The sequence below is a fragment of the Paraburkholderia acidiphila genome (assembly GCF_009789655.1).
In the GTDB taxonomy this organism is placed as follows: domain Bacteria; phylum Pseudomonadota; class Gammaproteobacteria; order Burkholderiales; family Burkholderiaceae; genus Paraburkholderia; species Paraburkholderia acidiphila.
Genome location: NZ_CP046911.1, coordinates 364,884 through 391,672, shown reverse-complemented (window position 1 = coordinate 391,672; position 26,789 = coordinate 364,884). Strand labels below are relative to the sequence as shown.

The following is a 26,789-nucleotide window of genomic DNA, read 5'->3' as shown; positions in this document are numbered from 1 at the left end:
GCGCTCAGGCGAGCGCGGTGACGGCCACTTCGACATCGAGGCCCGGGCGCATCAACAACGCCTGCACGCAGGCGCGCGTGGGCGCGTGACCTTGCGCAACCCATGCGTCCCATACGGCATTGAAGGCGTCGAAATGCTTCGGGTCGCTCAGCCAAACGTTCGCGGTCAGCAGGCGTGTTTTGTCGACGCCCGCCGATGCCAGCAGCTTGTCGATGCGCGTGAGAATTTCGGTAGCCTGAACGTCGATCGGCGCGCCTGCCGTATCGGGCACCTGGCCCGAGAGATAGACCACGCCGCCCGCGATCACCACCTGACTCATGCGCGCGTTGGTTTGCAGTCTTTGAATGTCGTTGCTCATGTTCATACTGCCGAAAGACCGGCAGCGTCGCTACCGGTTGGGTTGTAAATGGGAGGCGCCGTCACGATGGAAGTCAGCGCCGGATTGGCTTGTGCCAAACGCGCGAGATCGGGGCGCGGGCGACGCAGTTCAGGATAGGCGGAAAACGCCGCTTCCAGCGCCTGCGAGACCGCGAGCGTCTTCATGTCGCCGCGGAACGGCCCCACGATCTGGAGTCCGAACGGCATACCCGCGTGGTCCACGCCGCACGGCAGCGCGAGCGCCGGATGCGTGGTTAGCGTGACGACGTAGGTGAGCGCGAGCCAGCGATAGTAGTTCTCCTGCGCGCGGCCGTCGATCTGCGCGGCATACAGTTCGCTCCACGGGAACGGCGTAACCGGCGTGGCGGGCGAAACGATCACGTCATAGCGCGCGAACGCGCTCTGGAAGCGCTGGAAAATGCGCGTTTGCTCGGCTTGCGCCCACGCGCTGTCCGAGAGCGACATCTTTGCGCCCATTTCGTAATTCGCGCGCGTGTTCGGACCGAGCGCGTTCGGGTCTCGCGTATACGCGGCATGCAGGCCCGCGACGAAGCTTTCCGCGCGAATCACGTCGAAGCAGCGATGCACGTCGCCAAGATCGAACTCAACGGGCTCGCACGTGTGGACGATGCGTTTGAGTGCCGCCATGCGCGCACGGAACACGGCGCGGATCTGCGGATTGACGTCGCAGCAACCGAAGTCTTCCGTATAACCGATGCGCAGCGTCGACGGATCGATGTGCGAGGGAAACGCGAACGCGCTCGCGTCCACGGCGTAGCTCAGCGGATCGCCCGCCGATTCGCCCGCCGTGGCCGCGAGTTGCAGCGCCGTTTCGGCGACGTCGCGCCCCATCGGACCGACGACCGAGATCGGCGTCCAGCCGAGCAGGCGCCGCGAATTGGGCACGAGGCCCGGCGACGGACGAAAGCCCACGACGCCGCACTTCGCGGCCGGAATACGCAGCGATCCGCCCGTGTCGGAGCCGGTGCAAACCGGCAGCATGTCGCACGCCAGTGCCGCCGCCGAGCCGCCCGAGGAGCCGCCCGCGTTCAGTGCTGGGTTGAACGGATTGCCGGTCGCGCCCCACACGGGGTTGCGTGTGTTCGCGCCCGCGCCCAACTCCGGCACGTTCGTCTTCGCCACGAGAATCGCCCCCGCCGCGCGCAGGCGCTCTACGAGCACCACGTCGCGGGAAGGCACGTGGCCGCGCGACATCGGCGAGCCGTAGGTCGTGAGCAGGCCCGCCGTGTCTTCGAGATCCTTCACGCCGAGCGGCAAACCGTGTAGCAGGCCGAGCGGCTTGCCGTCCATAACGGCCTGCTCGGCCGCTTTGGCCGCTTCGCGCGCGGCGTCGAAACACGTTGCCGTAATCGCATTGACGGCCGGATTCACGGCTTCGATGCGCTCGATGCACGCGTCGAGCAGCTCGACAGGCGAAATGGCCTTCGCGCCGATCAGGCGGCGCAGTTCGACGGCGGACAGACTAACCAGTTCGGTCTTGTCGTGCATCGTTCGGTTTCCTGATTAAATAAGGTTCAGCCGATGGCCTCGCCGGTACGGTCGCGCAGCCAGACGAGGGGGATCAGCGAAATGGCGCACGCAGCCGCGACATACCACGCGGGCGCGAGCGGATTACCTGTGCGCGCAACGATCCAGCTTGCCACAAGCGGCGAAAATCCGCCGAAGATCGAGGCACTCACGACATAGGTCAGTGCAATGCCGGTGGCGCGCACTTCGCGCGGGAAGAGTTCGGGGATCATCACGAGCACCGGCACGACCTGACCCGCCACGAATACGGAGAGGAAAGCGGAAACCGCGCAAAGCAGCGCCATGGAAGGGGCAGCGGAAAGCCAGGCGAACGCGGGATACACGCTCAGCAACAGCACGACGCGCGAAATCACCAGCACGCGCTTGCGGGTATAGCGGTCGGCAAGCTTGCCCACGAGCGGCGCGGCGACGAACAGCACGAGCGAGCTGACCACGCCCGACGTGACCGCCGCCGTGGACGAAAGATGCAGCACGCGCACAGCGTGGTTCGGCAGAAAAAACGCCGTGATGTAGATCGACACGGACCCGCCGAGTTCGGCGAAAGTCCCGAGTATCGTGAGTTTCAGATGGGTGGTGAGCGCCGCCTTCAATGCGCCGCTACGCTTGGCGCCGTGCGCGGGCGCGGCGCTCAACGTTTCTTCGAGGCGGCGGCGAATCAGCATGCCCACCGGCGCCGCCACGATGCCCACGAGGAACGGAATGCGCCAGCCCCAGCTATCGACCGCCTCCTTGGGCAGCAGCACGTTCACGAGCGTGGCGACCGCCGCGCCGAGAGCGAGGCCAAGCGCCGTCGCCGCGAAGTTCCAGCTCGCGAAGAACGCGCGCGTGTTGTCGCTCGCATATTCCACGAGCAGCGTGGTGCCGGGTCCGAACTCGCCGCCCGCCGCGAAGCCTTGAATCAGGCGCGCCGCGAGCACGATGAGCGGCGCGGCGATACCCGCCACCGCGTACGGCGGCGCGCACGCGATCAGCGCGCAACTCAGCGCCATCAGCATGATGGTGAGCACCATCGCGCGCTTGCGCCCGGCGCGGTCCGCATAAGCGCCGATGACGATGCCGCCGAGCGGGCGCACCACGAAGCCCACGCCGAAGAGGCCAATGGAAAGCAGGAACTGGTTGACCGGCGACGCGGAAGGAAAGAACAGCTTGCCGATCTGGATCGCGAAGAAGCTGTAGATCGTGAAATCGTAGTACTCGAGCGCCGTGCCCAGCGTGGTGGCGGCGATGACCTGCCCCTTCGAAAGGCCGGCTTTTCCCAGTGCGATTGAGGCCACGACGCTGCTCCTTCAAAAGGGAGTCGAGATGCGAGTTATCATATACGAGAAAAAATAAATTCTCGTATACGACAAAACCCCTAACCGGGAACCGCCCATTCCATGGCAAAAAGCGCAGCACGAGACATTGCGACCGAGCAGGCTCCAACGGAGATCGATCACGCGGCCGTTGGCGCGCGTCTGCGCGAGGCGCGCAAGGCGCGCGAACTGACGTTGATGCAGCTATCGGAGCTGTCTGGCATCGCGGTCTCGACGATTTCGAAGGCCGAGCGCGGCGACATTGCGCTCACGTATGACAAATTCGCGGCGCTCGCGCACGCGCTGAACGTGGACTTCGACACGATATTCGGACGCGGGAAGCGCAAGGCGGCCGGCCCGATGAAGCCGTCGCTCACGCGCGCGGGCAAGCAGATGATCTACGACACGCCGAACTACGAGTACGGCATGATCGCGAACGACCTCACCGGCAAGCGCATGGTGCCGATGCGCGGACGCATTCACGCCCGCACGATGGAGGCGTTTCCCGATTACATCCGCCACAGCGGCGAGGAGTTTCTGTTCCTGCTAGGCGGCGAGCTGGAACTGCATTTTGAAAACGGCACGGTCTTCAGGCTGTCGCCCGGCGACAGCCTCTATTTCGACAGCGCCGTGGGGCACGTGTACCTCAGCACGGGTGCCGAGGATGCCGAGGTGCTGGTCTGTTGCGTAGACAACGACTCGCACCGGCTGCCTGAAACGCTCTGAGCGAGTGTGACGCCGCTGCTTTCGAACAGCGGCGTCACGTTGCTCATCGGCCAAGCATCGGCAGCTTGAGGCCTGCCTCGCGCGCGGTCTGCTGCGCGAGTTCGTAGCCGGCGTCCGCGTGGCGCATCACGCCCGTGGCCGGGTCGTTGTGCAGCACGCGGCCCAGACGCTCGTGCGCCGCCTGCGTGCCGTCCGCCACGATCACCACGCCCGAGTGCTGCGAGAAGCCCATGCCCACGCCGCCGCCGTGGTGCAGCGAGACCCACGACGCACCGCCCGCCGTGTTCAGCAGCGCGTTGAGCAGCGGCCAGTCGCTCACCGCGTCCGAGCCGTCCTTCATCGATTCCGTTTCGCGGTTCGGGCTTGCGACCGAGCCGGTATCGAGGTGGTCGCGGCCGATCACGATCGGCGCCTTCAGTTCGCCGTTCTTGACCATTTCGTTGAACGCCTGGCCCAGACGATAACGATCCTTCACGCCTACCCAGCAGATACGCGCCGGCAGGCCCTGGAACGCGATGCGCTCACGCGCCATGTCGAGCCAGTTGTGCAGATGCGGATCGTCGGGAATCAGCTCCTTGACCTTGGCGTCGGTCTTGTAGATGTCCTCAGGATCGCCCGAGAGCGCCACCCAGCGGAACGGCCCCTTGCCCTCGCAGAACAGCGGACGGATATACGCCGGCACGAAGCCCGGGAAGTCGAACGCGTTTTCCACGCCCATTTCCAGCGCCATCTGGCGGATGTTGTTGCCGTAGTCGAGCGTGGCCGCGCCGCGTTCCTGCAGCGTGAGCATTGCGCGCACCTGGTTGGCCATCGATTCCTTCGCGACCTTCACGATCGTTTCGGGCGCAACCTTCTGCGCTTCGCGCCACTGTGCAACCGTCCAGCCCTGCGGCAGATAGCCGTTGATCGGGTCGTGCGCGCTCGTCTGGTCCGTCACGCAGTCCGGCGTGATGCCGCGCTCGACGAACTCGGCGAACACGTCGGCGGCATTGCCGAGCAGGCCCACCGAAACCGGCTTGCCCGTTTGCTTCGCTTCCTCGACGATGGCGAGCGCCTCGTCGATGGTCTTCGCCTTGCGGTCCACGTAGCGCGTCTTCAGGCGGAAGTCGATGCGCGTCTCGTCGCACTCCACCGCGATCATCGAGAAGCCCGCCATCGTCGCCGCGAGCGGCTGTGCGCCGCCCATGCCGCCGAGACCGCCCGTGAGGATCCAGCGGCCCTTCGGGTTGCCGTTGAAATGCTGGTTCGCCACCGAATAGAACGTCTCGTAGGTGCCCTGCACGATGCCCTGCGAGCCGATATAGATCCAGCTGCCCGCCGTCATCTGGCCGTACATCATGAGGCCCTTGCGGTCCAGTTCGTGGAAATGCTCCCACGTGGCCCAGTGCGGCACGAGGTTCGAGTTCGCAAGCAGCACGCGCGGTGCGTCGGCATGCGTACGGAACACGCCCACGGGCTTGCCCGACTGGATCAGCAGCGTTTCGTCTTCGTTCAGGTCCTTGAGCGAGGCGAGGATCTGGTCGAAGCACTCCCAGTTGCGCGCGGCGCGGCCAATGCCGCCGTACACCACGAGCGCATGCGGATGCTCGGCGACTTCGGGGTCCAGATTATTCTGGATCATCCGGTAGGCGGCTTCCGCCAGCCAGGTCTTGCAAACCTTCTCGCTGCCGCGCGGCGCGCGGATCGTGCGGGTCGGGTCGAGGCGGGGATCGGTGAAGTTCGGGTGGTTCATAACGTCGTCGTCTCGGATGTTATTCAGGAATGCTGTTTTTTATTCAGTCTCTAGTGCTGACTGCTGCTTATTGCTCGGACTCGAATGCGAGCGGGCTGTGCTTGGCGATGGCACCGTTCTGCACCAGCTTCGTCAACGCGACGATGTCCGGCGCGAAGTAGCGGTCGAGGTCGTAATGCGGCACCTCGGCGCGCACCGACTGCATCACGTGCGCAAGCGCCGGGCTCGTGTGATGCGGCGCGCGCAGGTCCACGCCCTGAGCTGCGGCGAGCAGTTCGATCGCGAGAATGTTGGCCGTGTTGTCGGCGATATCGGCGAGCTTGCGCGCCGCGAACGTCGCCATCGAAACGTGGTCTTCCTGGTTCGCCGAAGTCGGCAGCGAGTCGACCGAGGCCGGATGCGCGAGCGTCTTGTTCTCCGAAGCGAGTGCTGCGGCCGTCACGTGCGCGATCATGAAGCCCGAGTTCACGCCGCCGTCCTTTACGAGGAAAGGCGGCAGGCCCGAGAGCGTGGCGTCGATCAGCAGTGCGATGCGACGCTCGGCGAGCGCGCCGATTTCGGCTGCGGCCAGCGCGAGATTGTCGGCGGCGAAGGCCACCGGCTCGGCGTGGAAGTTGCCGCCCGAAAGCACTTCATTCGTTTCCGGGAAGATCAGCGGATTGTCCGAAACCGCGTTCGCCTCGACGAGCAGCACCTGGGCCGCGTGGCGCATCTGGTCGAGACACGCGCCCATCACCTGCGGCTGGCAGCGCAGCGAGTACGGGTCCTGAACCTTGCCGCAATCGCGGTGCGAGAGGTTGATTGCCGAGCCTTCGAGCAGCGTGCGGTAGGCCGAAGCGGCCTCGATCTGGCCGCGATGGCCGCGCAGTTCGTGAATGCGCGCGTCGAACGGCTTCACCGAACCCGCCGCTGCATCCACGCAGAGCGCGCCCGACACGAGCGCCGTGCGATACAGGTCTTCGATCGCGAACATGTTGTAGATCGCGAGCGCCGTGGAAGCCTGCGTGCCGTTGAGCAGCGCGAGACCTTCCTTGGCCTGCAGCGCGAGCGGCTTGAGGCCGACAAGACGCAAGCCCTCAAGTGCGCTCATGCGCTCGCCCTTTGCGAACACATCGCCCACGCCGAGCAGCACACACGACATATGCGCGAGCGGCGCGAGGTCGCCCGAGGCGCCCACCGAGCCCTTCACGGGAATCACGGGCAGCACGTCGGCGTTGAACAGCGTGATAAGCGCGTCCATCACTTCGCGGCGAATGCCCGAATGACCACGGCCGAGGCTCGACAGCTTCAGCGCCATCAGCAGGCGCACAACCGGACGCGACATCGGCTCGCCCACGCCCACAGCGTGCGAGAGCACCAGATTGCGCTGCAGCAGTTCGAGCTGGTCAAGCGGAATATGCGTGCTCGCCAGACGCCCAAAGCCCGTATTGATGCCGTAGGCGGGTTCGCCCTTCGCCGTGATCTCGGCAACGGCGCGCGCGCCTGCGTCGATGGCCGCGAAGCTGGCCGGATCGAGTTCGAGCTTCACGCCGCCGTTTTCATCGGCACGCGCGATCTGGCGCAGTTGGGGCAGGGTCAGATGGCCGGGAGTGAGTTTGATGTTCATTGCAGTGTCAAAGTTGTCTGGACAAGGTGGAATCAGATTACCGAAGCGAGCTTGTCTATACAAGTTCAATCTGCTCCACGTATACCCGTATTTGTCACTTCCTGACGCGTGAATTACGGCATCTTTCGATTTCGACACAGTGAAATCCCCAGGTGATAACACCGATTGCCAGGCTTTTCGACACATCGATAATTGTATAGACAACTTGCTGGGCCGAACCTCTCGCACATGACCGGCCATACGCCAATCATTTTTATCGGAGACTTCATGAAGAAACTTGCCTTGTGTGTCGCCCTCGCCCTTGCTGCCGGTGGCGCCTATGCGAAAGACTGGTCGACCATCCGCTTCGGCACGGATGCGAGCTACGCGCCGTTCGAATCCAAGGCGACCGATGGCAAGCTCGTCGGCTTCGACATCGACCTTGGCAATGAGATCTGCCACCGCCTGAACGCGAAATGCGTGTGGGTCGAGCAGGACTTCGACGGCATGATTCCGGGCCTCAAGGCCAAGAAGTTCGACGGCGCGCTCTCCGCGCTCACGATCACACCGCAGCGCGAGCAGCAGATTGCCTTCTCGGCGAAGCTGTTCAACACGCCTACGCGCCTCGTGGCGAAAACGGGTTCGCCGCTGCAGCCGACCATCGCTTCGCTGCAAGGCAAGACGGTGGGCGTCGAGCAGGGATCGATTCAGGAGACCTACGCAAAGCAGAACTGGGCGCCCAAGGGCGTCAACGTGATTCCCTACCAGAACCAGGACCAGGTCTATCTGGACCTGCAGTCGGGGCGCCTCGACGCCGCGCTGCAAGACGAAGTGCAGGCCAATCTCGGCTTCCTGAAGACGCCGCGCGGCGCGGGCTTCGCGTTCGCGGGCGCGGAAATCCCCACCGGCGCGGCCGCTATCGGCCTGCGCAAGGAAGACGCCGACCTCAAAGCGAAGATCGACCAGACGATTGCCGACATGATCAAGGACGGCACGTACAAGAAGATCGAGTCGAAGTATTTCGACTTCGACGTGTACGGCGGCTAAGCACCGCAGTCTTCTCCTGCAACAACAAAGGGGAGCGCTGCTCCCCTGAACGAGGACATCCTTCCATGGTCTTTCAAGGCTTCGGCCCGCTGCTCCTCGCGGGCACGTGGGAAACCATCAAGCTCGCGGTGCTCTCGCTCGGCGCCGCGTTTGTGCTCGGGCTTGCGGGCGCTGCCGCGAAGCTCTCGCCCAACCGCATGCTCTCGCGTATCGGCACGGCCTACACCACGCTCATTCGCGCGGTGCCCGACCTCGTGCTCATGCTGCTGCTGTTCTACAGCATCCAGATCTGGCTCAACGACGTGACCGACATGATGGGCGTGGACCAGATCGACATCGACCCGTTCGTGGCCGGCGTCATCACGCTCGGCTTCATTTACGGCGCGTATTTCACCGAGACCTTCCGCGGCGCGTTTCTCGCCGTTCCGCGCGGACAGATCGAAGCGGGCTTCGCCTACGGCATGAGTTCCACGCGCGTCTTCACGCGCATCCTGTTCCCGCAGATGATGCGCTTCGCGCTGCCCGGCATCGGCAACAACTGGCAGGTGCTCGTGAAGGCCACGGCGCTCGTTTCGATCATCGGTCTCGCCGATGTGGTGAAAGCCGCGCAGGACGCTGGCAAGGCCACCCAGGCGTTCTTCTTTTTCACGCTCGTGACCGGCGCGATCTATCTCGCCATCACCACGGTTTCCAATCTGGCATTGCACCGCCTCGAAAAGCGCTATTCGACCGGTGTGCGGAGGGCAGCGCTGTGATCGAACTGCTTCGTCAATACTGGCCCAACTATCTGTACAGCGACGGCTTCAACACCAGCGGCCTCGCCATTACGCTCTGGCTGCTGGTCGTTTCGATCGTCGTGGGCTTTCTGCTTGCCGTGCCGCTCGCCATCGCGCGCGCGTCGCGCAACCCGTGGCTTTCGCGGCCGGTGTGGGTGTACACCTACGTGTTCCGCGGCACGCCGCTCTACGTGCAGTTGCTGCTGTGCTACACCGGCCTCTACAGCCTGCACTTCGTGCATTCCAATCCGGTGCTCGGCGACTTCTTTCGCAGTGCCATGAATTGCACGCTGCTGGCATTCGCATTGAACGAATGCGCCTATGCCACCGAAATCTTCGCGGGCGCGATTCGCGAAACCTCGTATGGCGAGATCGAAGCGGCGCAGGCCTATGGCATGTCGAAGACCAAGGTCTACACCCGCATCATCCTGCCTTCCGCACTGCGCCGCGCCCTGCCTTCGTACAGCAACGAAGTGATCCTCATGCTGCACGCCACGACGCTCGCGTTCACCGCGACCGTACCGGACATCCTGAAGGTGGCGCGCGACGCGAATTCCGCCACCTATATGACGTTTCAGGCGTACGGCATTGCGGCGGCGCTCTATGCGTCCATCGTCTTCGCCCTGATCTGGGGTTTCCGCCGCCTCGAAACCCGTGTGCTGGCCTACCTGAAGCCGCAAGGCCACTGAAGCATTTCCCTGGAGTGAACCGAGTATGTACAAGCTGATTGTCGACGACCTGCACAAGAAGTTCGGCGAGAACGAGGTTTTAAAGGGCGTATCGCTCAAGGCAAAGGCTGGCGACGTGATCAGCCTGATCGGATCGAGCGGTTCGGGAAAGAGCACGTTCCTGCGTTGCATTAACTTTCTCGAATCGCCCTGCTCGGGACGCATCACGCTCAATGGCGAGGAAATTCGCACGGGCGCCGACCGCGGCGGCGCGCTGCGCGTGAGCGATCCGAAGCAGCTCCAGAAAATGCGCACGCGCCTTTCGATGGTTTTCCAGCATTTCAATCTCTGGGCGCACATGACCGTGCTCGAGAACATCATCGAAGCGCCCGTGAGCGTGCTGGGACTGAGCCGCAGCGAAGCCGAGGCGCGCGCGCGCAAGTATCTCGACAAGGTCGGGCTGGCTGCCGGTGTCGAGCACAAATACCCGTCGCACCTTTCCGGCGGCCAGCAGCAGCGCGTGGCGATCGCTCGCGCGCTGGCCATGGAGCCCGAAGTGATGCTGTTCGACGAACCCACCTCCGCGCTCGACCCCGAACTCGTGGGCGAAGTGCTCAAGGTCATGCAAAAGCTCGCGGAGGAAGGCCGCACGATGATCGTCGTCACGCACGAAATGGGCTTCGCGCGCAACGTTTCGAATCACGTCGTGTTTTTGCACAAGGGAAAGATCGAAGAGCAAGGCGACCCCAAGGAAGTGCTCAATGCGCCGCGCAGCGAGCGGCTGCAGCAGTTCCTGGCGGGACGGTTGAAGTAAGGTTCTGGCGGGTTGCGACCTCGCGCGCCCCCAGCGCATCCGGGCTCAAGCGCGACAACGGCGAGATCATCCAGTTCGTCGAATCGCAGTGAGCGATGCATGGCAGGCCCACCAGATCGGGAGCGGATCAGCGGCTCTCGGTCGCCATTGTGCCTAAACTACCGGCATGCCGCCCACTTCCGACGTATGCATGCCGACTAGCGCAGCCGCCAACGCCGCCCCCACTGTCCACCAGGCGCGGCCTGAACCGCCCGACACCGCCCCCCTCCAGGACCCGGCCCTGCTGCGCCGCCTATTGCGCGCGAAAGACCGCATGGACGCCGCCTCCCACGAGCCCTGGCCCGTCAAGCGCCTGGCCGAAGTCAGCGGCGTTTCCGAAGCGCATTTCGCGCGCTCCTTCAAGCGCGCCTTCGGCCTCCCGCCGCATCGCTATCTGCTCACACGGCGCATCGAGCAGGCCACCACCCTGCTGCGCGACACCGAACTCGACATCACGGATATCGCCTTCGCCACCGGCTGGGAGAGTCTTGGCACCTTTGGCCGCACATTTCGCGACGTTACCGGCCTGAGCCCCAGCGCCATGCGCGTTCAGTTGCGGGCCAACCTGCCCGAGATCGACCGCGTGCCCGCCTGCGTGCTCAAAGCGGCGCAGCGCCCCGACCTCACCACAGCAGTTTTGGAGAAGCGCCGGCGCGCAGGCAACGCTAAAGTCCGTCCATCCATCAAGGAGGTGTTATGAATCAGGGTATCGATGTGGTGGGCTTGTATGTCGACGATCAGGACGAGGCGCTGAGGTTCTACGTCGACAAGCTCGGATTTCGCGTGCATACCGATGTGCGCAACGGTACGTACCGCTGGCTCACGGTGCAGCACCCGGAGCAGCCCTCGTTCCAGCTCGGTCTCTTCCTGCCCGGGCCGCCCGTTCACGACGAGGCCACTGCGCAAACGCTGCGCGCGATGGTCGCCAAAGGCGCGATGCCGCCCCTCGTGCTCGCCGTGGCGGACTGCCGCGGCAGCTACGAGCGCCTGAAGGCACAGGGCGTGGAATTCACTCAGGAGCCCGTTGACCGCTACGGCAGCGTGGACGCTGGCTTTCGCGACCCTGCCGGCAACGGCTGGAAGATGATTCAGGCACCGAAGCCGTCGTAAAGGCTACGCATGCGCGGCGCCGAAGGCGATGCCTTCGGCCGCGTCTTCGAAATGCTCCCGACTTTCGGCGATTTCCTGATAGTCGATCTGGCCATCGAGCATGACGTATTCGTGTATGCGCAAGCCCGCGCACAACACGACCTCGATATTGCGATCCGTCGCCGGGAACGCGGCCTGCGGCTTGCCGTGCTGGGTAATCAGCAGAAGCTGGCTGCCGAGCCTGTCCTTCACGAATAGCGTTTGCGTGACGCGCGAGGTTTGCACGCGCGTGCGATCTCCCACCAGATCCAGATACGTTTCACCGATGTTTTTGAACATTGTTGCCTCCATCCCGGCACAGCCTGCCGCCGACCCTCATTTACATGACAAGTCAACTATAGTGCCGAAATGGCGCGACCGCTCGCGACATCCTGTCGCAAACGATCGCTAATTGGAGCGCATCGGGCTCCAGATCATTGACAAGTTCGAGCTAGTCGAGCACAGCGAACGGCGCGTGGCCGTCCATCCAGTCGTACTGGCTAGTGGGCGTCGCCCACGCCCAGTTCGATGGCGCGCGCGTAGCGGCGCTGCGGTTCGCGCGATGCGTGCCACTCAATGGCATAGCGCCCGATGCACGATCCTCGGTGCTCGTCTCGTGGCCTTCCGCGATGATGTCCTTCATTTCCGTCTCGCTCCAAAGAAGAATTAGATCCGCATGCAGCCATCGACCGTTTGCACGGCATTTGCGGCATGCTTTTCAATGTGAGCGAACGATACGGCAATCCGGAGAAGCGCTTTTCGCTTCAAATGCCATTCTTTTATGTTCAGGCGCCACTGGGCGTTAACACCTGGCGCACCTCGAGACGGCACGACCTCCCGCCGCGGCAATTTGATGACAATTCAATGACCGATCGCGTGCCGGGAAGCCGTGCACGGACAAGGAGGCGCTCAGGGCGTGGCGTCCCAACCATGTGACGCGAGGACCTTGTCGAGCAGAAAGCGCAGCGCGACGCGCTCGGCCTCGTTGAGCCCGTGGTAAAGATCGTTGTCGCGCTTGTCCAGCGTCGGGCCAATCTTCTTGAAAATCTTGCGGCCTTCGGCGGTGAGCGAAATGATGACGCTGCGCCCGTCTTTGTCGTTGCCCGTGCGCGCGAGGATCTCCTTGGTGAGCATGGCCTCGACCGTGCGGCTCGCCTGGCTCTTGTCGAGGTTGGCGCGCCGCGAGATATCCATGACGGTTTGCGGCCCGAACGTGCCGATCGCGGCGATGATGCTCGCCTCCGGATACGGCACACCCAGCTTCTCGCGCGCGAGCTCGCTGCTCATACGATCGGCGATCTTGGTCAAGGCCTTCAGCCGATAGGTCAACGAGGCTTCTGCGCCCGGCTCATTCGTGCTTGCCATATGCCCACTCAGGAATTGGATCGGGAAACCTGCGAAAGAAACCCGGGTATGTTGCCCTGATCCTGCCCGCGAGGTCAACTGTGGGGCTCGCGCGGGGCAGCAGCGGTGAATTGGGCACGTTCTGCTTCAACACGGTGCACGCAATGCGCGAAGACGCAATACGCCGCATCAACGCTCATATGCATTTTCATCACTCGCTTTCATACTGGCCGCTTATACTGCACGCGATCAACGCGCGCGAAGATGGCCATGAGCAAACGAATGACTGTCCGGCAGTCGCCGGTGCACGGAAAAGGCGTCTATGCACTGCGCCCCCTGCGGGCCGGCGAGCGCATCTTCGAATACAAAGGCAAGATCATGAGCTGGCGTAGCGCGGCCCGGCGTTATCGTCTGCGTGAAGACGGCGCGCATACGTTTCTCTTCGGCCTTTCCGATGGCCGCGTGATCGACGGCGGCCAGGGCGGCAACTGGGCGCGCTGGCTCAATCACGCTTGCCAGGCGAACTGCGAAACCATCGAAATCAACGGCCACGTATTCATCGACGCGTGCCGCGACATCCTGCCAGGCGAAGAGCTGTTCATCGACTACGCGCTCGAATTGCCCGACGACGCCTGCGACGACACCCTCCGCGAGTACACCTGCCGCTGCGGCACGCCTGACTGCCGCGGGACGATGCTCGGCGGCGCCGGCGCGGGTGTTCGCGCGGACGCCGTTGCAAGCAGCATCGTCAGCGTTGCCAGCCTGCTGTAGGTTGCTTCAGGCTGCGCTGCGCTTAGAACCGGTGCCGCATGCCGATCGCGACAACCGTCTGCTGATTCGTCGACGACGCCGACTGCCCGCTGATATCCGCCCCAAGACCCGAGCCATCCGCGCTGATGTGCTGGTAGGTCGCTTGCGCATAGACGTCGGTGCGCTTCGAGAGGAAGTAGTCGGCCTGCACCGACACCTCGTGCCAGCGCGGGTGATGCTCGCCGCCTGAACTCGAAAGCGCGCCCTGCGTGTAGGTGTACACGCCGTTCAGGCTGAATTGCGGCGTGAACATGTAGCTCGCGTTCACTTCGTAGTTGCTGAAGCTCGCACCCTGCCCGTTCTGCACGAGGCCGAGGCTGTTCGCACCGTTGATCGTGTCGAGGCCGCCCAGTTGCGTGCGGGTCCACACAAAACCGAAGCGCGCATTGCGCGTGACGTAGTTGACACCCGCGCCGTAGGTGCGCTGCTGGGCCGCGATGAACGTGCGGTCGGTGAGCGTGAGCGCGCCGTTCGTGTTGCTGCTGCCGCCGTTGTTCGCCTGCAGGTAGCCCGTGCCGAATTCGAATCCGCCGAAATCGTACGACGCGCCAAAGCTGTAGAGGCGATTGTCGTCGAAGCCGCCCGCTTCGTTCGAGAAGCCGTAGAGCGCGCCGAACTTCGCGCCGCCATAGTTCGTGCTCGCATACTTGAGCGCGTTGTTCACACGAAACGAGTTGTTGAGATTGTCGTTGTCGTACGGGTGAGCCGAGAGATTGTTGCCGCCCGGATGACGCCCCGTGAAGCTGAGCGGCGCGAGATAGTCGACCACGGAATCATATTGCCGGCCGAGCGTGAGGGCGCCGTAGCGATTGTTTTCGAGGCCCGCGTACGCCTGGTAGCCGAACATGCGGCCGCCCTGGCGCAGCGTGCCATTCGTCACGCTAAAGCCGCTCTCGAGACGGAAGATGGCGCGCGTGCCGCCGCCCAGGTCCTCGCTGCCGGTCACGCCCCAGTGGCTGCCCGTGACGTTGCCGCTGCCGGCCGCAAAGAGGCTATGGCCGCCCGCGTTGCTGTTGTAGGAGAGGCCGGCGTCGATCACGCCGTACAGCGTCACACTGCTTTGCGCGTGGGCCCCGCATGCATAAGCCGCGGCGAGGGATGCGGCGACGAGCGTCTTTTTCATTGTTTTTTCCTTCGAGTGATCACGAGTGTTGCGTGTGGCGATGACCGCGCAGCGCGCGAACCGGCCCCGCATTCGCGTCACGCGAATGCGGTCCGGCGTCGTGAAGACACGCGCTGAAACGGCGGATTGAACGGGCTGGCTGGGCCGCGCTAGTGGCGGCTGGCGATGCCCTGCTGACCGGCGAGACCGTCGATCAGAACTTGAAGCTGTCCGCGCGAGCATGGCTCGATGCGCGCGCGAACGCCGAACACTTCAGCGAGGCTATCGGCCGTGACGACCTCGGCCGGCACGCCCTCGCGCGCAATGCGGCCTCGATGCAGCAGCATCGCGCGATCGCAGGCACGCACGGCCGCGTTGATGTCGTGCAGCACGACCACCGTGACGATCGCGCGTTCGCGGGTCACGTCGCGCAGCACCTGCATCACCTGGAACTGGTGATTGAGGTCGAGCGCTGAGCACGGTTCGTCAAGCAGCAGCACCTGCGGATCGCGCACCAGCGCCTGAGCGATACCCACCAGCTGGCGCTGCCCGCCCGAGAGCTCGTCGAGCGAGCGGCCTGCGGGCGCCGCGATGCCAAGCCGTTCGAGCACCGCATGCGCTTGCGCGATTTGCATGGCCGACGTACCGCGTGACGCGCCGCCAAAGTGCGACGCCGGATCGCGCCCCGCACGCGCGGCCACCACGACCGACTCCAGCACCCCAAGGCGCACGCCGGCCGGCAACGCCTGCGGCAAATAGACCACGCTGTGCGAGCGCGCGCCCGCGGCGGTCAGCGTGAGCGCCGCGCCGTCGAGCGTTAGCGACCCGTTACTCGGCGCGTTCAGGCCCGCCAGCGTGCGCAGCAAGGTGGATTTACCGCTGCCGTTGGGTCCGAGCAGCGCTGTGATCTCGCCGCGCGCGAGCGGCCCGGCGCTCAAATCGCTGAGCACCTCGCGCTTGCCGTAGCGCACCGAAAGCGCGTGAATCGACAGTCCGCTCATTGCGACATCCCCTGCGAGCGCACGACGATGCCGAGAAAAAGCGGAATGCCCACGAGCGCCGTGACGATGCCAACGGGAATGAGCACGCCTGGGATCAGCAGCTTCGAGGCAATGGAGGCGAGCGAGAGCATCAGCGCGCCGAGCAGCAGGCTGCCCGGCAGATAGAAGCGATGATCCTCGCCGAACAGCGTGCGCGCGATATGCGGCGCGATCAGCCCAACGAAACCGATGGTGCCGACGAACGACACGGCAAGCGCCGAAAGCGCCGACACGCGCAACAGCGTGCCGAGGCGCAAGCGCCGCACGTCGATGCCGAAGCTCGCCGCGCGCTCTTCGCCGAGGCGCAGCGCGGTAAGCGTCCACGCGTTGCGCATCGAGAACGGCACGGCGAGCGCGAGCGCCGCCGTGAGCACGCCGATCTTCGGCCAGTCGGCGCGCGCGAGCGAACCGAGCGTCCAGAACACGAGGCCCTGCAGCGCGTCGGCGGAAGCGATGAACTGCATCAGCTCGACGAGCGCATGAAACGAGAACACGAGTGCGATGCCCATCAGCACGACGCCCGCCGTGCTCATGCCGCGCCAGCGCGCGAGGAAATCGAGCATGAGCGCCGAAGCGAACGCGAACACGAACGCGTTGGCCGAAACGATCCACGTTTGCGCGACGCCCGGAATCGCCACGTCGAGCACGATAGCGAGCGACGCGCCGAAGGCGGCCGCCGCCGAAACGCCCAGCGTATAGGGGCTCGCGAGCGGATTGTTGAGGATCGTCTGCATCTCCGCGCCCGAAATGCCGAGCGATGCGCCGACCACGAGCGCCATGACCGCATACGGCAGGCGGATCTGCCAGACGATCACGCTATTGGCGAGGTCCGCCGAGGCGGGCAGGAAAATCGTGCGCAGCAAGGTCGCGACGGGCAGGCCCGAAGGGCCGGAGCTAAGGTCGAACAGCAGCGAGACGATGATCAGCAGCGCGACCGCGACGAGGCACAGCGCGCGGCGGCGCGTGATGCGCGCGTAGGCGCGCAGTTGCGCGTTTGAGTCGCGCGCATCGGGCATCGCGTCGAGCGGCCGCGCGGCATCTGCGGCCAGACGTACGCCATTCATCGCGCGGCCTCCTGCTGCGCTTGCGCCGCAGGCAACGGCGCGTCGACCCACTCGGTGCCCGTATCGGGAATCGCGAGGAAGCGGCGATACAGCTCGCGCTCGGTTGCGTGCACATCGAGCGCGCTGAACTGCTGCGGATAGAACCACTTCGCGAACGCCTCGATCGCGACGATGTTGTACGGCGAGTCGTAATAGTTGTGCGAGATGCCATGCACGCGGCCATCGTGAATCGCCTTGATCGTGTTGAAGCCGGGGCGCGCGACCAGTTGCGCGAGGCTCGCATCGGCGTCGTGCTCGCTCGTGAGCGCGCCCACGCGCAGCGAAGCCAGGCCGGGCTTCGTGCGGCTGCCCGTGGCGATATACACATCGGGCTGCGCGGCGATCACCTGCTCCATGCTGATGTCGCCGAGCACGCCGGGCAAGAGACCCGCCGCGATGTTGCGGCCGCCGGCGGCATCCACGAACTCGCCGAAGTTGCCCTTGCCCGCCGTGTGGCAGCAGCCCGCGTCCCATACGCCCGCCAGCATGTCGACGAACACCTTCGGGCGCTGCGACTCGGGAATCGCGTTCACCACTTGCTGCACGCGCGCGAGATGCTGCTGATAGAACTGGATATAGGCATCCGCTTCCTTCTCGCGGTGCAGAACCTCGCCAAGCAGCTTGATGCTCGGCAGCGTGTTCTGCATGGGATGCACGCGAAAGTCGACGAACACCACGGTCGTACCCGTCGCTTCGAGCTGCTTGACGAGCGCGTTGTAACGGCTCGGGCCGTGGCCCGCCACGCTGAAGATCGCCACGTCGGGCTTCAGCGCGAGCGCCTTCTCGTCGCTGATGCTGTCCTCGGTCGCCTTGCCGATCAGCGGGATCTGGCGAATTTCGGGGAAGCGCTGTGCGTAGGCCTCGTAGGTCTGCGGGTCCATGGTCGGCAGGTCGCCCTGCCAGCCCACGATGCGCGCGAGCGGCTTCTGACCCTCGAGCAGCGCGACCGCCGAAAGCAGGCGGCTCTCGCCAAGCAGAATGCGATGTGGCTCGGCAGGCACCTTGACCGTGCGGCCCGCGAGATCGGTCACGACGAGCGGCGCCTGGGCCGTCTGCGCGGGCGCGGGCGTGGCGGCCTCGACGGCGGTCCCGCTTGCGCTCAAGGCAAACACGGTCAAAGTCGCGGCCAATGTGGCGGCCCGCTGCGCCAGGCGAGGGATCAATCGAAAGGTCAACATGATATATTCTGTAAATGCGAACGATTGCTATTTGCGAACGAAACTTTAACGGCCGTTTGTAATGGCGATGTGTTGAAACCGGCCGTTTTGTAATGGAATGTGTTGGCGCGGCTTCGGTCCCGCGGCAGCAAGAGAAAAAGATGGATCACATACTGGTCGTCGACGACGACGCCAACATCCGGCAACTGCTGCGCGACTACCTGCGCGAAATGGGCTACCAGGCGAGCACCGCCACCAACGGCGCGCAGATGAAGCAGATACTCGGCACCGCCCAGGTCGACCTGATCGTGCTCGACCTCATGCTCGACGGCGAAGACGGACTCGACCTCACGCGCGAGCTGCGCCGGGCGCACGACACGCCCGTCATCATGCTTTCCGCGCGCGGCGGACTGCTCGACCGCATCCTCGGCCTCGAAATGGGCGCCGACGACTATCTGCCGAAGCCCTTCGATCCGCGCGAACTGCTCGCCAAGATCAAGGTGGTCCTGCGCCGCACGCGCGCGATGCCAGGCACGCGCGCCGCCGACGCGAACGCGTTCATCACCTTCGCGGGCTGGCGCCTCGACACGCGCATGAAGCAGATGCGCTCGCCCGACGGCGTGGTCGTCTCGCTCGGCGGCTCGGACTACCGTACGCTGCGCACGCTGCTCGACCATCCGAACCGCCCGCTCTCGCGCGAATTTCTGCTCGACCAGGTGTTCAGCAAGAGCATGACGCCGCTCGACCGCGCCATCGACGTCTGCGTGAGCCGGCTGCGCCAGCAACTCAAGGACTCGGCGCGCGAGGCCACGCTCATTCGCACCGTGCGCAACGAGGGCTATATGCTCGTGGCCGACGTTGGGTACGAAGCGTGAACCGGTTCGCTCGTTTCGCATCGAGGTGGCGTCTTTGGCCGCTCTGGCCGCGTTGGCCGCTTTGGCCAGACACGCTCTTCGGGCGTCTCGTCGTGATTCTCGCGGCGGGCATGTTCGCGGGGCAGTTGCTGACCAGCACGATCTGGTTCGAAACGCACGACAACCGCACGCTCGAAATTCCTGCGCGCCTCTTTGGCAGCCGCCTCGCCGATACGGTGCGCCTGATCCAGCGCGCGCCCGATGCCGCGACGCGCGAGGCGATCGTCGGCACGCTCGGCGACGACCGCTACCGCCTGCAGTGGGTGCAAGGCGCGCCGCTGCCGGCGCCCGCGACGCTTTCGCTCGCGCAGCGCGCCACCGCCGGGCTGATCGAAGGGGTGATCCGCAAGCGCCTCGGCGAGCCCATCGCCGTGCGTCTGATCGACGCCCAGGTACACGACGGCGCGCGGCGCGAAGGCGGCGTGCTGAGCCTGTTCGACTCGCGCATGCCCACCGGCGACTTTCACGTGCAACTCGAGGTGCCGGGTCAAGGATGGCTCGATATCCACGCGAACGAAGGTCAAGCGGGCATGCATACCGAGCGCGGCGCGCTCGTGATGGATTACCTGCTGCGCATCTATGCGCTGCGCTTCGCCGCCGTGTGCCTGATCGCGATGGTTGCGGTGCGCTTCGCGCTTGCGCCGTTACGCCGCTTCGCGGCAGCCGCCGAAGCGCTCGGGCGCAACATCTATCGCGCGCCCCTGGCCGAGGCGGGGCCGCGTGAAGTGCGCAATGCGGCGCACTCGTTCAACGCCATGCAGCAGCAGCTGATCGACAGCTTCGCTGCGCGCGCACGCTTCTTGAGTGCCGTCTCGCACGACTTGCGCTCGCCGCTCACGCGGCTGCGCCTGCGTGTGGAAATGCTGCCGGACCCGGCTTCGCGCGAGCGTTTGCGCGGTGACCTCGAAGAGATGGAAGGCATGGTGCGCGCCACGCTCGACGCCGTGCAGGGCGTGGAGATCACCGAACCGCGCCAGCGCATCGACCTCGTTTCGATGCTCGAGGGCCTCGCCGGCGACGCACGCGAGCAGGGCCATCCCGTGAGCGTGACGGGCAGCGTGCGCGCGCCCATTCCGGGCTTTGCGCGCAACCTCAAGCGCTGTCTGCAGAATCTGTTCGACAACGCGATTCGCTACGGCGGCGAGGCGAGCGTCACCGTGCGCGACGTTGGGGATGGCGTGCGCGTGGTGATTAGCGACAACGGGCCCGGCATAGCCGACGCCGCGCTGCTCGAACGCGTGTTCGAGCCTTATTTCCGCCTCGATTCGCGTCGTAGCGATGCGCCCGGTGGCACGGGGCTGGGGCTCACGATTGCGCGCAGCGTGGCGGCCGCGCATGGCGGCACGCTCGTGCTGCGCAATCGGGTGGTGGATGGGCGCATCGTTGGGCTCGATGCGGTGCTGGATTTGCCTATAGGCGATTGAGCGGTCCCATACCGCTCACGCCTGAAGCACCGCGGGATCGAGATAACCCGGCACCGCAGCCGAAAGCGATCGCTTCAATTCACGACTGCCCTAATCCGCCAGCACTTCGCTTTCGCCGGCCTCGAGCGCGTCGTAGGCCTGCCGGACGACATCGGCGGGACTGACTTTCGGCACGTCGAAATCCTTGGTGAGATCTGAACTGAGTAACGGGCACAGTCTTGTGCTCCAGGATACGCAAAAGGACGACAAAGGTGGGAGCGCGGGCATGCGACCGCTCGAACTGCTGGAGATCGCGCTTGCGGCGTGCATACGCATGTCGATCGATATGGCTACCGAACGCGCGGGTGCCACACCTCCCGCCGTCACAGTACGAGTGACCATTGACCGGCAAGATCACGAAACAGGATTTGACGTGTCACTGCACTTCGCGACAGCACCTTCCCCGGCACACGAGGCACTGGCTCATGAGGCGGTGCGAACATCGCCCGTTGCGCGGACGCTGGGCAAGCCTGTAGCGATTCGTCCGGCCGCAATCGTCACCACCTGATCGGGGGTATGCGCATCCTCACGCTGGATCGACAACTGCATTCTACCGTCGCTTCTCCGTCAACCTGACAGAACTGTTTCTACGGCTGTGGCTCTATTGTCCGGAAGCGGCCACGGGGGCCTGAGCAACGTCAGACGCATCTGTGGCGACGGACGCGGACTGGGTTTGGGCAACAGTGGCCTGGGCCGCCAGATTCTGGACCTCCTGGGAGCAGTCATCCGAGGGGACGACATGTGCTCGAGCCAATAGCGTTTGAAGCCCGCCGATCTTTTGCTGATCTTCAAGCAATACAGATTGGCATTGGGCCTGCACCTGTTCCAACCCCTGGCGATCCAGAATCGATTGGAGATGCTGGGCCATCTGCCCGCGGTCTTCCACGTTAGGCACCTGGAGACCGAGAACTCGCAAACTCTCCAGGACCGCTGGTTGGCACGCGCCAGTGTAGTTCAACACCTGATCACAGACTTGGGGCAGGACCCACGTGGGAGCGCGTCGGGTCTGGGTGGACCACTGCTCTTGCACGATCTGCGCCCGTTGAACATGGTGGGCCTCGCCGCGGTGCACCGAGTTTTTGTGAATCCGCACACGATGCAAATATCTGCGCCCGCCTGGATGGGCCATCACCACTCGCGTGTGTTTCGCACGTTCCTCGTGTTCAGTGCGCTCCTCGTGTTTCGAGCGCGCGAAGTGCCGTAAGTGCTCAGACCCTCGGTGTTCGTGTGACCGGGTCACGACCATCGGATGACGGGATTCCTGGACGTGGTGCACCTCAGCGCTATGGGCTTCAGCGCCGGGATTGACCCTGGCCTTCGTGATCGCATGGGCTACCTGAGCCATCAACGAGCACCCCATGATCACCACCACTGCGTTAATTCCCGTTCTTTTCCTGTTGTAATCCACTCCCCCGTCCTCTCATTCCTTGGGCACAGCCATCTGTTAACGGCAATATACGAGCTGCCTTTAATCTCTTGCCGCGTTGAATACCTCGAAGCTGGCATGACCAGGTGACATAGCTGTGCGACTACGTGATCGATCGGAATAAACCCCTCCTGGTGAGCGTTCTTACACGGCCTCGGCCGTAACAGGATGACGAGAGGCCATCGGCTCCGAGCCCCACCCAGGCCAGCAGCGGCGTGACGGCTATCGCGTGCCGGGTACGCGGGTCGAGTGGATCGAGCGGCGCGCCGGCGATAAGGCGCCAGACTTTGTGCAGGGTGGCCATGGCTCCTCCACGACAGCTGCAAACCGTGAATCATTCTGCCAGAGTCGGTGCGTCGGGTTCATAGGTGCCAATGCCGGTAGCGAGATCTCTCGCTCCTCTCCACATTAAGAAAGCTTACAAGTGGCCTTGCATGGCGAAAGACTTTGCTGTGAAACCGCGTGAGACAGGAGTCGGCCATGAAGCGACTCTCTTCCGCTCTGTCGCAAAATCGTTCGAATGGCAAATCCATCCAACAAGCAGTCATTCAAGCGCCGAACCTAGCGCTAAGAAATTGGCCAAAACGGCGGTTCCGCAATCAGACGGACAATTGAAAATGATCAATGCCTCGATGGCTTAGTAAACTCGAATCACGGACTTGGGGTTAGGATCCGGCGCGAAGATGATGCCGGACATCGGGCAGACGATCGTGCCCATCACTGCGACGCGCTCATCGGTATACGACGCGAGTTGCAGTCCGCAAAGGCAGCGAACTTGCCAAAGACCTAATCCCGCGAACGGCTCCTGTAGTCGGAAAAGCGCCGCACGGGCCACAACGTGTCGACCGGCGCAAGCGGGTCGAGAAGACTCATCCGTAAGCGATGAGACCAGTCATTCGTCGACGCCGGATTGCAAATGTCCGCAATGGAACGTACAGCCGTCCCACGTCTCACGACCACCGAACGTCGGCTATGGCCGAGCACCCGTCCGCAGACGTGCCCGCGCAAGTGACCGGTGTAGCCAAATAGTGGCCGTCAAAGAGCGCAACTGGGTCGAGTGACGGTTGTGGGTCGAGTAGCGCCCCAGGCGAGCGTCGTACGACCTCGGCGACCGCCCAGTTCAGCCGTGGGGCACAGTGCGGCCAGGAACCACCATTCACCGCCATGTTCACTGGCCCCGCAGCCGGTACACCGGGTGCGCCACGGCCAGCGTTGCTCTATGGCCGGAGGGCGCCGCGAAGCGCAAGCGGCTCAGAAAAGAGGCAGCCCTGCACGTCCGGTCAGCTATCATGCCTATCTTCTCCGAAGTAGCCCCCTATGATTTCCGTCCGTAATCTCACGCTGCGCCGTGGCGTCAACGTCATACTCGACAACGCGTCCATCACCTTCACCCCCGGCGAAAAGATCGGTCTTGTCGGCCGCAATGGCGCCGGCAAGTCGTCCTTTTTCGGCCTTCTCAACGGCACGCTTCACGAAGATAGTGGCGAGTTCTCGATTCCCGGTGCGTGGAAGATGGGCCAGGTCGCGCAGGAGATGCCTGAGACCGAGCAGAGCGCGACCGACTTCGTAGTCGAGGGTGACACTGTGCTGCTGGCCGCGCAGGCCGAAGTGGCCGCCGCTGAGGCCAGTGACGATGGTATGCGCATGGCGCACGCCTACATGGACCTGCACGACGCCGGTGCGCACGATGCCCCCGCACGCGCCCAGGCGCTGATCCTGGGCCTTGGCTTCAGTGACGCGCAGCTTAGCCAGCCGGTCAACAGTTTCTCCGGCGGCTGGCGCATGCGACTGCAGCTGGCGCGCGCGCTCATGTGCCCGTCCGACCTGCTGCTGCTCGACGAGCCGACCAATCACCTCGACCTCGACGCGCTGGTCTGGCTGGAAGCCTGGCTCAAGCGCTATCAAGGAACCCTGGTAGTAATCAGCCACGATCGCGAATTCCTCGACGCGGTGACGCAGGTGACAGTGCACGTCGACAACGCCAAGCTGGTGCGTTATGGCGGCAACTACAGCAAGTTCGAAGAGATGCGCGCTGAGCAGATCGTGTTGCAGCAGGCCGCGATGGCCAGGCAGGCGGACAAGATCGCCCACCTGCAGAAGTTCATCGACCGCTTCAAGGCCAAGGCCTCGAAGGCGAAACAGGCGCAGAGCCGGGTCAAGGCGCTCGAACGCATGGAGAAGATTGCACCCGTGCTTGCCGACGCCGAGTTCACCTTCGAGTTCAAGGAGCCGCTGAACGTCCCGAACCCGCTGCTATCGATGCTCGACGCGAGCTTCGGCTACCCGGCGCCGACCGACGCACCGCCGGGCACGCCGCCCACGGTCATCGTGCGGGGCATCAACCGATCCGTGCTGGCCGGGCAGCGCATCGGCATCCTCGGTGCCAACGGCCAGGGCAAGTCCACGCTGGTGAAGACAGTGGCGCATGCACTGGCACCGATTGCTGGCGAAATCAGCGAAGGCAAGGGCTTGAACATCGGCTACTTCGCACAGCAGGAACTCGACGTGCTGCGTCCGCTCGACACGCCGATGCAACACATGGTTCGCCTTGCCAGGGACACGCCGCCGCACATGCGCGCGCCCGGCCAGAGTGGCACCGAACAATCGCTTCGCACCTTCCTTGGCACCTTCAACTTCAGTGGCGACATGGTCCATCAGGCGGTCAGCACGATGAGCGGCGGCGAAAAGGCGCGGCTCGTGTTGTGCATGATCGTGTGGCAGCGCCCCAATCTGCTGCTGCTCGACGAGCCGACCAACCACCTCGACCTGGCCACACGCGAAGCGCTAGGCATGGCGCTCAACGAATTCGAAGGCACAGTGCTGCTGGTCAGTCACGACCGGGCCCTGTTACGCGCCGTATGTGATGAGTTCTGGCTGGTCACCAAGGGCGGCGTCGAACCCTTCGACGGCGATCTGGACGACTACCAGCAGTTCCTGCGCGACGAAGCCCGTCGCATGCGCGAGCAGGCTGCCGCATAGCAGAATGTCATCGCCTGACCCTCAGGCGGGCGGCGGGCGTTGCATGGGAGGCGAAGCGCGGACGTTCGTCAAGGACTTCAGCAATGGTGCAGATAAGCTACTACAACGACGCAAACGGGATAGGGCGTCGTCAACGCAATCTGGCTACATTTGACATAACAGATCGAATGTATGAGATTTGAACGGCCGTACAGACTGTTTTTCCTGGTTACGTGGAAGTATGCCTCTTTGCCATCCACATCAATGATGCGATCACTGCACCAACGACGAGGAGCACCACGTAGACGCGCATGGGCCGGCGTTTCCCAACCGGCATACTGTCGAACGGGCCGCCGAGCAACCCGACCGACAGGACGTACAAAAACAGAGCCAATCGCTTGGCAACGTGCATCCCTTTACCTTCGGATTGAGTTTTCCGTTATCAGTGGTCGGTCGATGGCAATCTGGTCGCATCGGCGGTACTCACTCGCCATTCACTATCGCCGCACCTGAACTGCTGTATCCAACCCTGCTTGAGCTTGTCGCCATCAACCACATCGGCTGCTACGATGACCCGCTTTTCGTAATTGCCCACGCAGCTGACGGTAATCGCACGCGAGGCAATGGCATCATCTTCGGAGCGAAGCGCAGCAATCTCGACGAGCGGCTCTTCCTTCTCATTTCCCGCGTAGGCCTTCGATGCCCCGCGCACTGTCAGATCGTCAAACCATCGAACGGCCCAAGTGCCGTCAGCCGCCCTTCGTTCGAGGATGACACTACGAGACCACCACGCTGCCTCGGGCGATGGCTTGTGCCCAGGCTCTACCGGTCGCTCAGCCAGCGCGGGACCTGCTGTCAAGACTAAGGCGAGCAAAGCCGCGCCAATAAGCGATGCCTTCATCTTCCTTCTCGTTTTCCCCTGTTTCTCGCACGCAACGACGACGCTCGCCCGCCTACTTAACCCGGGGCAGTACGATTTCCACCGGAAAACCGGGGGTGAATGCGACTATCGCGTCGTGGATCCTGTCGTAACGTATCTCCAGCATTCCGGCAGAACCCCTCATTACGAGAATTCCGTGCTCGTAGCGGAAAAACATCCTGCTCGACTTGTCGCCGGTATTCGTGACAACAAAATCGTAGCCGCTGCGAGCGATAACTGTCGAGTCGATATCGTCCTCAACTTTCCATGATCCGACGAACTCGTCCCCAGTCCTTTTGCCGCAGGCGACCAAAAGCAATGATGCGCTGATGGTTACGAGTGCCACCACGGCAATGATCTTCAACCTTTTTTTCACGTTCTTTCAACGCGGCCGCCCGATGGCACTGCCGCTTTCCTGCGTTGCTTCCCGATCTGTTCAGACGCTTCCCCGATCACTACCCGTGAATCATCTTGCTGGGGCTGTGATGTTGGGGCTGAATGGCGGCGAAAACATGCGCCTCCTTCTGTAGCGCCGTGACAATTTCAAGGGTTTGGTCATACAAGCCGAGGCCACCAAAACGTGCGAACGCAGCACGCGCTCGCCCAAGCGATGCCATCTGCTCTGAACACACAAACACAGTTTCACGTGCATCCCCCGCAGTCACCGTGTCCTGAAGAATCCGCAACTGCTGGATGATCTGAGTCAGGAATATAAATCCATCACTCTCCTGCGGAAGCGTCAATATTATGCGGTCGAGGTCATCAATAAATTGACGCAGCCGCGATGAAGTAGCGTGGTCCATTCTCACCTAGCCCCCGT

The 26,789-nt window shown here is 63.8% G+C and carries 28 protein-coding genes; 13 read left to right on the top strand and 15 right to left on the bottom strand.

Going from position 1 to position 26,789, the window contains the following annotated elements:
• Positions 1-4: 4 nt before the first annotated feature.
• Genes FAZ97_RS26005 through FAZ97_RS25995 form a run of 3 tightly spaced genes read right to left on the bottom strand, consistent with a single transcriptional unit; the run spans position 5 to position 3,200 of the window.
• Positions 5-358, bottom strand: a complete 354-nt coding sequence (locus FAZ97_RS26005; RefSeq protein WP_158761383.1) for a RidA family protein — start codon at positions 356-358, stop codon at positions 5-7.
• A 2-nt stretch (positions 359-360) separates the two neighbouring features.
• Positions 361-1,887, bottom strand: coding sequence for an amidase (locus FAZ97_RS26000; protein WP_158761382.1), 1,527 nt, complete (start codon positions 1,885-1,887; stop codon positions 361-363).
• A gap of 26 nt (positions 1,888-1,913) precedes the next feature.
• Positions 1,914-3,200 (bottom strand): MFS transporter, encoded by a 1,287-nt coding sequence (locus FAZ97_RS25995; protein WP_158761381.1) that lies wholly within the window; start codon positions 3,198-3,200, stop codon positions 1,914-1,916.
• Between the two features lie 102 nt (positions 3,201-3,302).
• Here FAZ97_RS25995 and FAZ97_RS25990 point away from each other — a divergent pair, with 102 nt between their 5' ends.
• Complete coding sequence (locus tag FAZ97_RS25990) at positions 3,303-3,944, top strand: helix-turn-helix domain-containing protein (RefSeq protein WP_158761380.1); 642 nt, start codon at positions 3,303-3,305, stop codon at positions 3,942-3,944.
• 43 nt (positions 3,945-3,987) lie between these two features.
• Here FAZ97_RS25990 and hutU read toward each other — a convergent pair whose 3' ends face one another.
• Both hutU and hutH read right to left on the bottom strand, forming a co-directional pair.
• Positions 3,988-5,676, bottom strand: a complete 1,689-nt coding sequence (hutU, locus tag FAZ97_RS25985) for a urocanate hydratase (protein WP_158761379.1) — start codon at positions 5,674-5,676, stop codon at positions 3,988-3,990.
• 67 nt (positions 5,677-5,743) lie between these two features.
• Entirely contained in the window at positions 5,744-7,282 is a 1,539-nt protein-coding gene (hutH, locus tag FAZ97_RS25980) for a histidine ammonia-lyase (RefSeq protein WP_158761378.1), read from the bottom strand.
• Positions 7,283-7,549: 267 nt separating this feature from the next.
• On the opposite strand from hutH, the gene FAZ97_RS25975 reads away from it, so the two are divergent.
• From FAZ97_RS25975 to FAZ97_RS25950, 6 genes are all read left to right on the top strand, one after another.
• Positions 7,550-8,308 (top strand): ABC transporter substrate-binding protein, encoded by a 759-nt coding sequence (locus FAZ97_RS25975; RefSeq protein WP_158761377.1) that lies wholly within the window; start codon positions 7,550-7,552, stop codon positions 8,306-8,308.
• Between the two features lie 65 nt (positions 8,309-8,373).
• Entirely contained in the window at positions 8,374-9,063 is a 690-nt protein-coding gene (locus FAZ97_RS25970) for an ABC transporter permease (protein WP_158761376.1), read from the top strand.
• Entirely contained in the window at positions 9,060-9,773 is a 714-nt protein-coding gene (locus FAZ97_RS25965; protein ID WP_158761375.1) for an ABC transporter permease, read from the top strand. Before FAZ97_RS25970 ends, FAZ97_RS25965 begins: the two co-directional genes overlap by 4 nt.
• Before the next feature lie 25 nt (positions 9,774-9,798).
• Positions 9,799-10,566 carry an ABC transporter ATP-binding protein gene (locus tag FAZ97_RS25960; protein WP_158761374.1) on the top strand — a complete coding sequence of 256 codons (768 nt, stop codon included), beginning with the start codon at positions 9,799-9,801 and terminating at the stop codon, positions 10,564-10,566.
• A 190-nt stretch (positions 10,567-10,756) separates the two neighbouring features.
• The gene (locus FAZ97_RS25955; protein ID WP_407671905.1) at positions 10,757-11,305 is read left to right on the top strand and encodes a helix-turn-helix domain-containing protein; all 549 of its coding nucleotides are present in this window, start codon (positions 10,757-10,759) and stop codon (positions 11,303-11,305) included.
• Complete coding sequence (locus FAZ97_RS25950) at positions 11,302-11,715, top strand: VOC family protein (RefSeq protein WP_158761373.1); 414 nt, start codon at positions 11,302-11,304, stop codon at positions 11,713-11,715. Before FAZ97_RS25955 ends, FAZ97_RS25950 begins: the two co-directional genes overlap by 4 nt.
• A 3-nt stretch (positions 11,716-11,718) precedes the next feature.
• Here FAZ97_RS25950 and FAZ97_RS25945 read toward each other — a convergent pair whose 3' ends face one another.
• The 3 genes from FAZ97_RS25945 to FAZ97_RS25935 form a co-directional block, all read right to left on the bottom strand.
• Entirely contained in the window at positions 11,719-12,033 is a 315-nt protein-coding gene (locus FAZ97_RS25945) for a hypothetical protein (RefSeq protein ID WP_158761372.1), read from the bottom strand.
• Between the two features lie 151 nt (positions 12,034-12,184).
• The gene (locus tag FAZ97_RS25940; RefSeq protein WP_158761371.1) at positions 12,185-12,376 is read right to left on the bottom strand and encodes a hypothetical protein; all 192 of its coding nucleotides are present in this window, start codon (positions 12,374-12,376) and stop codon (positions 12,185-12,187) included.
• A gap of 266 nt (positions 12,377-12,642) precedes the next feature.
• Positions 12,643-13,098: a MarR family winged helix-turn-helix transcriptional regulator gene (locus FAZ97_RS25935; protein WP_158761370.1), complete on the bottom strand. Its 456-nt coding sequence runs from the start codon at positions 13,096-13,098 to the stop codon at positions 12,643-12,645.
• 249 nt (positions 13,099-13,347) lie between these two features.
• Between FAZ97_RS25935 and FAZ97_RS25930 the strand changes: the two genes are divergently transcribed.
• Positions 13,348-13,848 (top strand): SET domain-containing protein, encoded by a 501-nt coding sequence (locus FAZ97_RS25930; protein WP_158761369.1) that lies wholly within the window; start codon positions 13,348-13,350, stop codon positions 13,846-13,848.
• Between the two features lie 22 nt (positions 13,849-13,870).
• Here FAZ97_RS25930 and FAZ97_RS25925 read toward each other — a convergent pair whose 3' ends face one another.
• The 4 genes from FAZ97_RS25925 to FAZ97_RS25910 form a co-directional block, all read right to left on the bottom strand.
• A complete protein-coding gene (locus FAZ97_RS25925; protein ID WP_158761368.1) occupies positions 13,871-15,010 on the bottom strand; it encodes a porin in 1,140 nt (379 codons plus the stop codon).
• A 149-nt stretch (positions 15,011-15,159) separates the two neighbouring features.
• A complete protein-coding gene (locus FAZ97_RS25920) occupies positions 15,160-15,990 on the bottom strand; it encodes an ABC transporter ATP-binding protein (RefSeq protein ID WP_158761367.1) in 831 nt (276 codons plus the stop codon).
• Positions 15,987-17,045 carry a FecCD family ABC transporter permease gene (locus tag FAZ97_RS25915; RefSeq protein WP_158762416.1) on the bottom strand — a complete coding sequence of 353 codons (1,059 nt, stop codon included), beginning with the start codon at positions 17,043-17,045 and terminating at the stop codon, positions 15,987-15,989. The genes FAZ97_RS25920 and FAZ97_RS25915 overlap by 4 nt, the downstream gene beginning before the upstream one ends.
• A 44-nt stretch (positions 17,046-17,089) precedes the next feature.
• Positions 17,090-18,310: an ABC transporter substrate-binding protein gene (locus tag FAZ97_RS25910; protein ID WP_158761366.1), complete on the bottom strand. Its 1,221-nt coding sequence runs from the start codon at positions 18,308-18,310 to the stop codon at positions 17,090-17,092.
• Positions 18,311-18,450: 140 nt separating this feature from the next.
• Between FAZ97_RS25910 and FAZ97_RS25905 the strand changes: the two genes are divergently transcribed.
• The 5 genes from FAZ97_RS25905 (at position 18,451) to FAZ97_RS25880 (ending at position 25,071) form a co-directional block, all read left to right on the top strand.
• Positions 18,451-19,164: a response regulator gene (locus FAZ97_RS25905; protein WP_158761365.1), complete on the top strand. Its 714-nt coding sequence runs from the start codon at positions 18,451-18,453 to the stop codon at positions 19,162-19,164.
• Positions 19,161-20,627, top strand: coding sequence for an ATP-binding protein (locus tag FAZ97_RS25900; RefSeq protein WP_233271901.1), 1,467 nt, complete (start codon positions 19,161-19,163; stop codon positions 20,625-20,627). Before FAZ97_RS25905 ends, FAZ97_RS25900 begins: the two co-directional genes overlap by 4 nt.
• A 265-nt stretch (positions 20,628-20,892) precedes the next feature.
• The gene (locus FAZ97_RS25895; protein WP_158761364.1) at positions 20,893-21,174 is read left to right on the top strand and encodes an OsmC family protein; all 282 of its coding nucleotides are present in this window, start codon (positions 20,893-20,895) and stop codon (positions 21,172-21,174) included.
• Positions 21,175-21,426: 252 nt separating this feature from the next.
• A complete protein-coding gene (locus FAZ97_RS25890; protein ID WP_158761363.1) occupies positions 21,427-21,870 on the top strand; it encodes a hypothetical protein in 444 nt (147 codons plus the stop codon).
• Between the two features lie 1,539 nt (positions 21,871-23,409).
• Complete coding sequence (locus tag FAZ97_RS25880) at positions 23,410-25,071, top strand: ABC-F family ATP-binding cassette domain-containing protein (RefSeq protein WP_158761361.1); 1,662 nt, start codon at positions 23,410-23,412, stop codon at positions 25,069-25,071.
• A 421-nt stretch (positions 25,072-25,492) separates the two neighbouring features.
• Here the strand turns inward: FAZ97_RS25880 and FAZ97_RS25875 are convergent, their stop codons facing one another.
• From FAZ97_RS25875 to FAZ97_RS25865, 3 genes are all read right to left on the bottom strand, one after another.
• A complete protein-coding gene (locus tag FAZ97_RS25875; RefSeq protein ID WP_158761360.1) occupies positions 25,493-25,951 on the bottom strand; it encodes a hypothetical protein in 459 nt (152 codons plus the stop codon).
• 52 nt (positions 25,952-26,003) lie between these two features.
• Complete coding sequence (locus FAZ97_RS25870) at positions 26,004-26,333, bottom strand: hypothetical protein (protein ID WP_158761359.1); 330 nt, start codon at positions 26,331-26,333, stop codon at positions 26,004-26,006.
• A 91-nt stretch (positions 26,334-26,424) separates the two neighbouring features.
• A complete protein-coding gene (locus tag FAZ97_RS25865) occupies positions 26,425-26,772 on the bottom strand; it encodes a hypothetical protein (RefSeq protein WP_158761358.1) in 348 nt (115 codons plus the stop codon).
• Positions 26,773-26,789 lie beyond the last annotated feature (17 nt).

Coding starts and splice junctions, on each gene's coding strand:
- FAZ97_RS26005 (WP_158761383.1), bottom strand. CDS start 358: ATGAGCAACGACATTCAAAGACTGCAAACCAACGCGCGCATGAGTCAG.
- FAZ97_RS26000 (WP_158761382.1), bottom strand. CDS start 1,887: ATGCACGACAAGACCGAACTGGTTAGTCTGTCCGCCGTCGAACTGCGC.
- FAZ97_RS25990 (WP_158761380.1), top strand. CDS start 3,303: ATGGCAAAAAGCGCAGCACGAGACATTGCGACCGAGCAGGCTCCAACG.
- hutU (WP_158761379.1), bottom strand. CDS start 5,676: ATGAACCACCCGAACTTCACCGATCCCCGCCTCGACCCGACCCGCACG.
- hutH (WP_158761378.1), bottom strand. CDS start 7,282: ATGAACATCAAACTCACTCCCGGCCATCTGACCCTGCCCCAACTGCGC.
- FAZ97_RS25975 (WP_158761377.1), top strand. CDS start 7,550: ATGAAGAAACTTGCCTTGTGTGTCGCCCTCGCCCTTGCTGCCGGTGGC.
- FAZ97_RS25970 (WP_158761376.1), top strand. CDS start 8,374: ATGGTCTTTCAAGGCTTCGGCCCGCTGCTCCTCGCGGGCACGTGGGAA.
- FAZ97_RS25960 (WP_158761374.1), top strand. CDS start 9,799: ATGTACAAGCTGATTGTCGACGACCTGCACAAGAAGTTCGGCGAGAAC.
- FAZ97_RS25955 (WP_407671905.1), top strand. CDS start 10,757: ATGCCGACTAGCGCAGCCGCCAACGCCGCCCCCACTGTCCACCAGGCG.
- FAZ97_RS25950 (WP_158761373.1), top strand. CDS start 11,302: ATGAATCAGGGTATCGATGTGGTGGGCTTGTATGTCGACGATCAGGAC.
- FAZ97_RS25945 (WP_158761372.1), bottom strand. CDS start 12,033: ATGTTCAAAAACATCGGTGAAACGTATCTGGATCTGGTGGGAGATCGC.
- FAZ97_RS25940 (WP_158761371.1), bottom strand. CDS start 12,376: ATGAAGGACATCATCGCGGAAGGCCACGAGACGAGCACCGAGGATCGT.
- FAZ97_RS25935 (WP_158761370.1), bottom strand. CDS start 13,098: ATGGCAAGCACGAATGAGCCGGGCGCAGAAGCCTCGTTGACCTATCGG.
- FAZ97_RS25930 (WP_158761369.1), top strand. CDS start 13,348: ATGAGCAAACGAATGACTGTCCGGCAGTCGCCGGTGCACGGAAAAGGC.
- FAZ97_RS25925 (WP_158761368.1), bottom strand. CDS start 15,010: ATGAAAAAGACGCTCGTCGCCGCATCCCTCGCCGCGGCTTATGCATGC.
- FAZ97_RS25920 (WP_158761367.1), bottom strand. CDS start 15,990: ATGAGCGGACTGTCGATTCACGCGCTTTCGGTGCGCTACGGCAAGCGC.
- FAZ97_RS25915 (WP_158762416.1), bottom strand. CDS start 17,045: ATGCCCGATGCGCGCGACTCAAACGCGCAACTGCGCGCCTACGCGCGC.
- FAZ97_RS25910 (WP_158761366.1), bottom strand. CDS start 18,310: ATGTTGACCTTTCGATTGATCCCTCGCCTGGCGCAGCGGGCCGCCACA.
- FAZ97_RS25905 (WP_158761365.1), top strand. CDS start 18,451: ATGGATCACATACTGGTCGTCGACGACGACGCCAACATCCGGCAACTG.
- FAZ97_RS25895 (WP_158761364.1), top strand. CDS start 20,893: ATGCGACCGCTCGAACTGCTGGAGATCGCGCTTGCGGCGTGCATACGC.
- FAZ97_RS25880 (WP_158761361.1), top strand. CDS start 23,410: ATGATTTCCGTCCGTAATCTCACGCTGCGCCGTGGCGTCAACGTCATA.
- FAZ97_RS25875 (WP_158761360.1), bottom strand. CDS start 25,951: ATGAAGGCATCGCTTATTGGCGCGGCTTTGCTCGCCTTAGTCTTGACA.
- FAZ97_RS25865 (WP_158761358.1), bottom strand. CDS start 26,772: ATGGACCACGCTACTTCATCGCGGCTGCGTCAATTTATTGATGACCTC.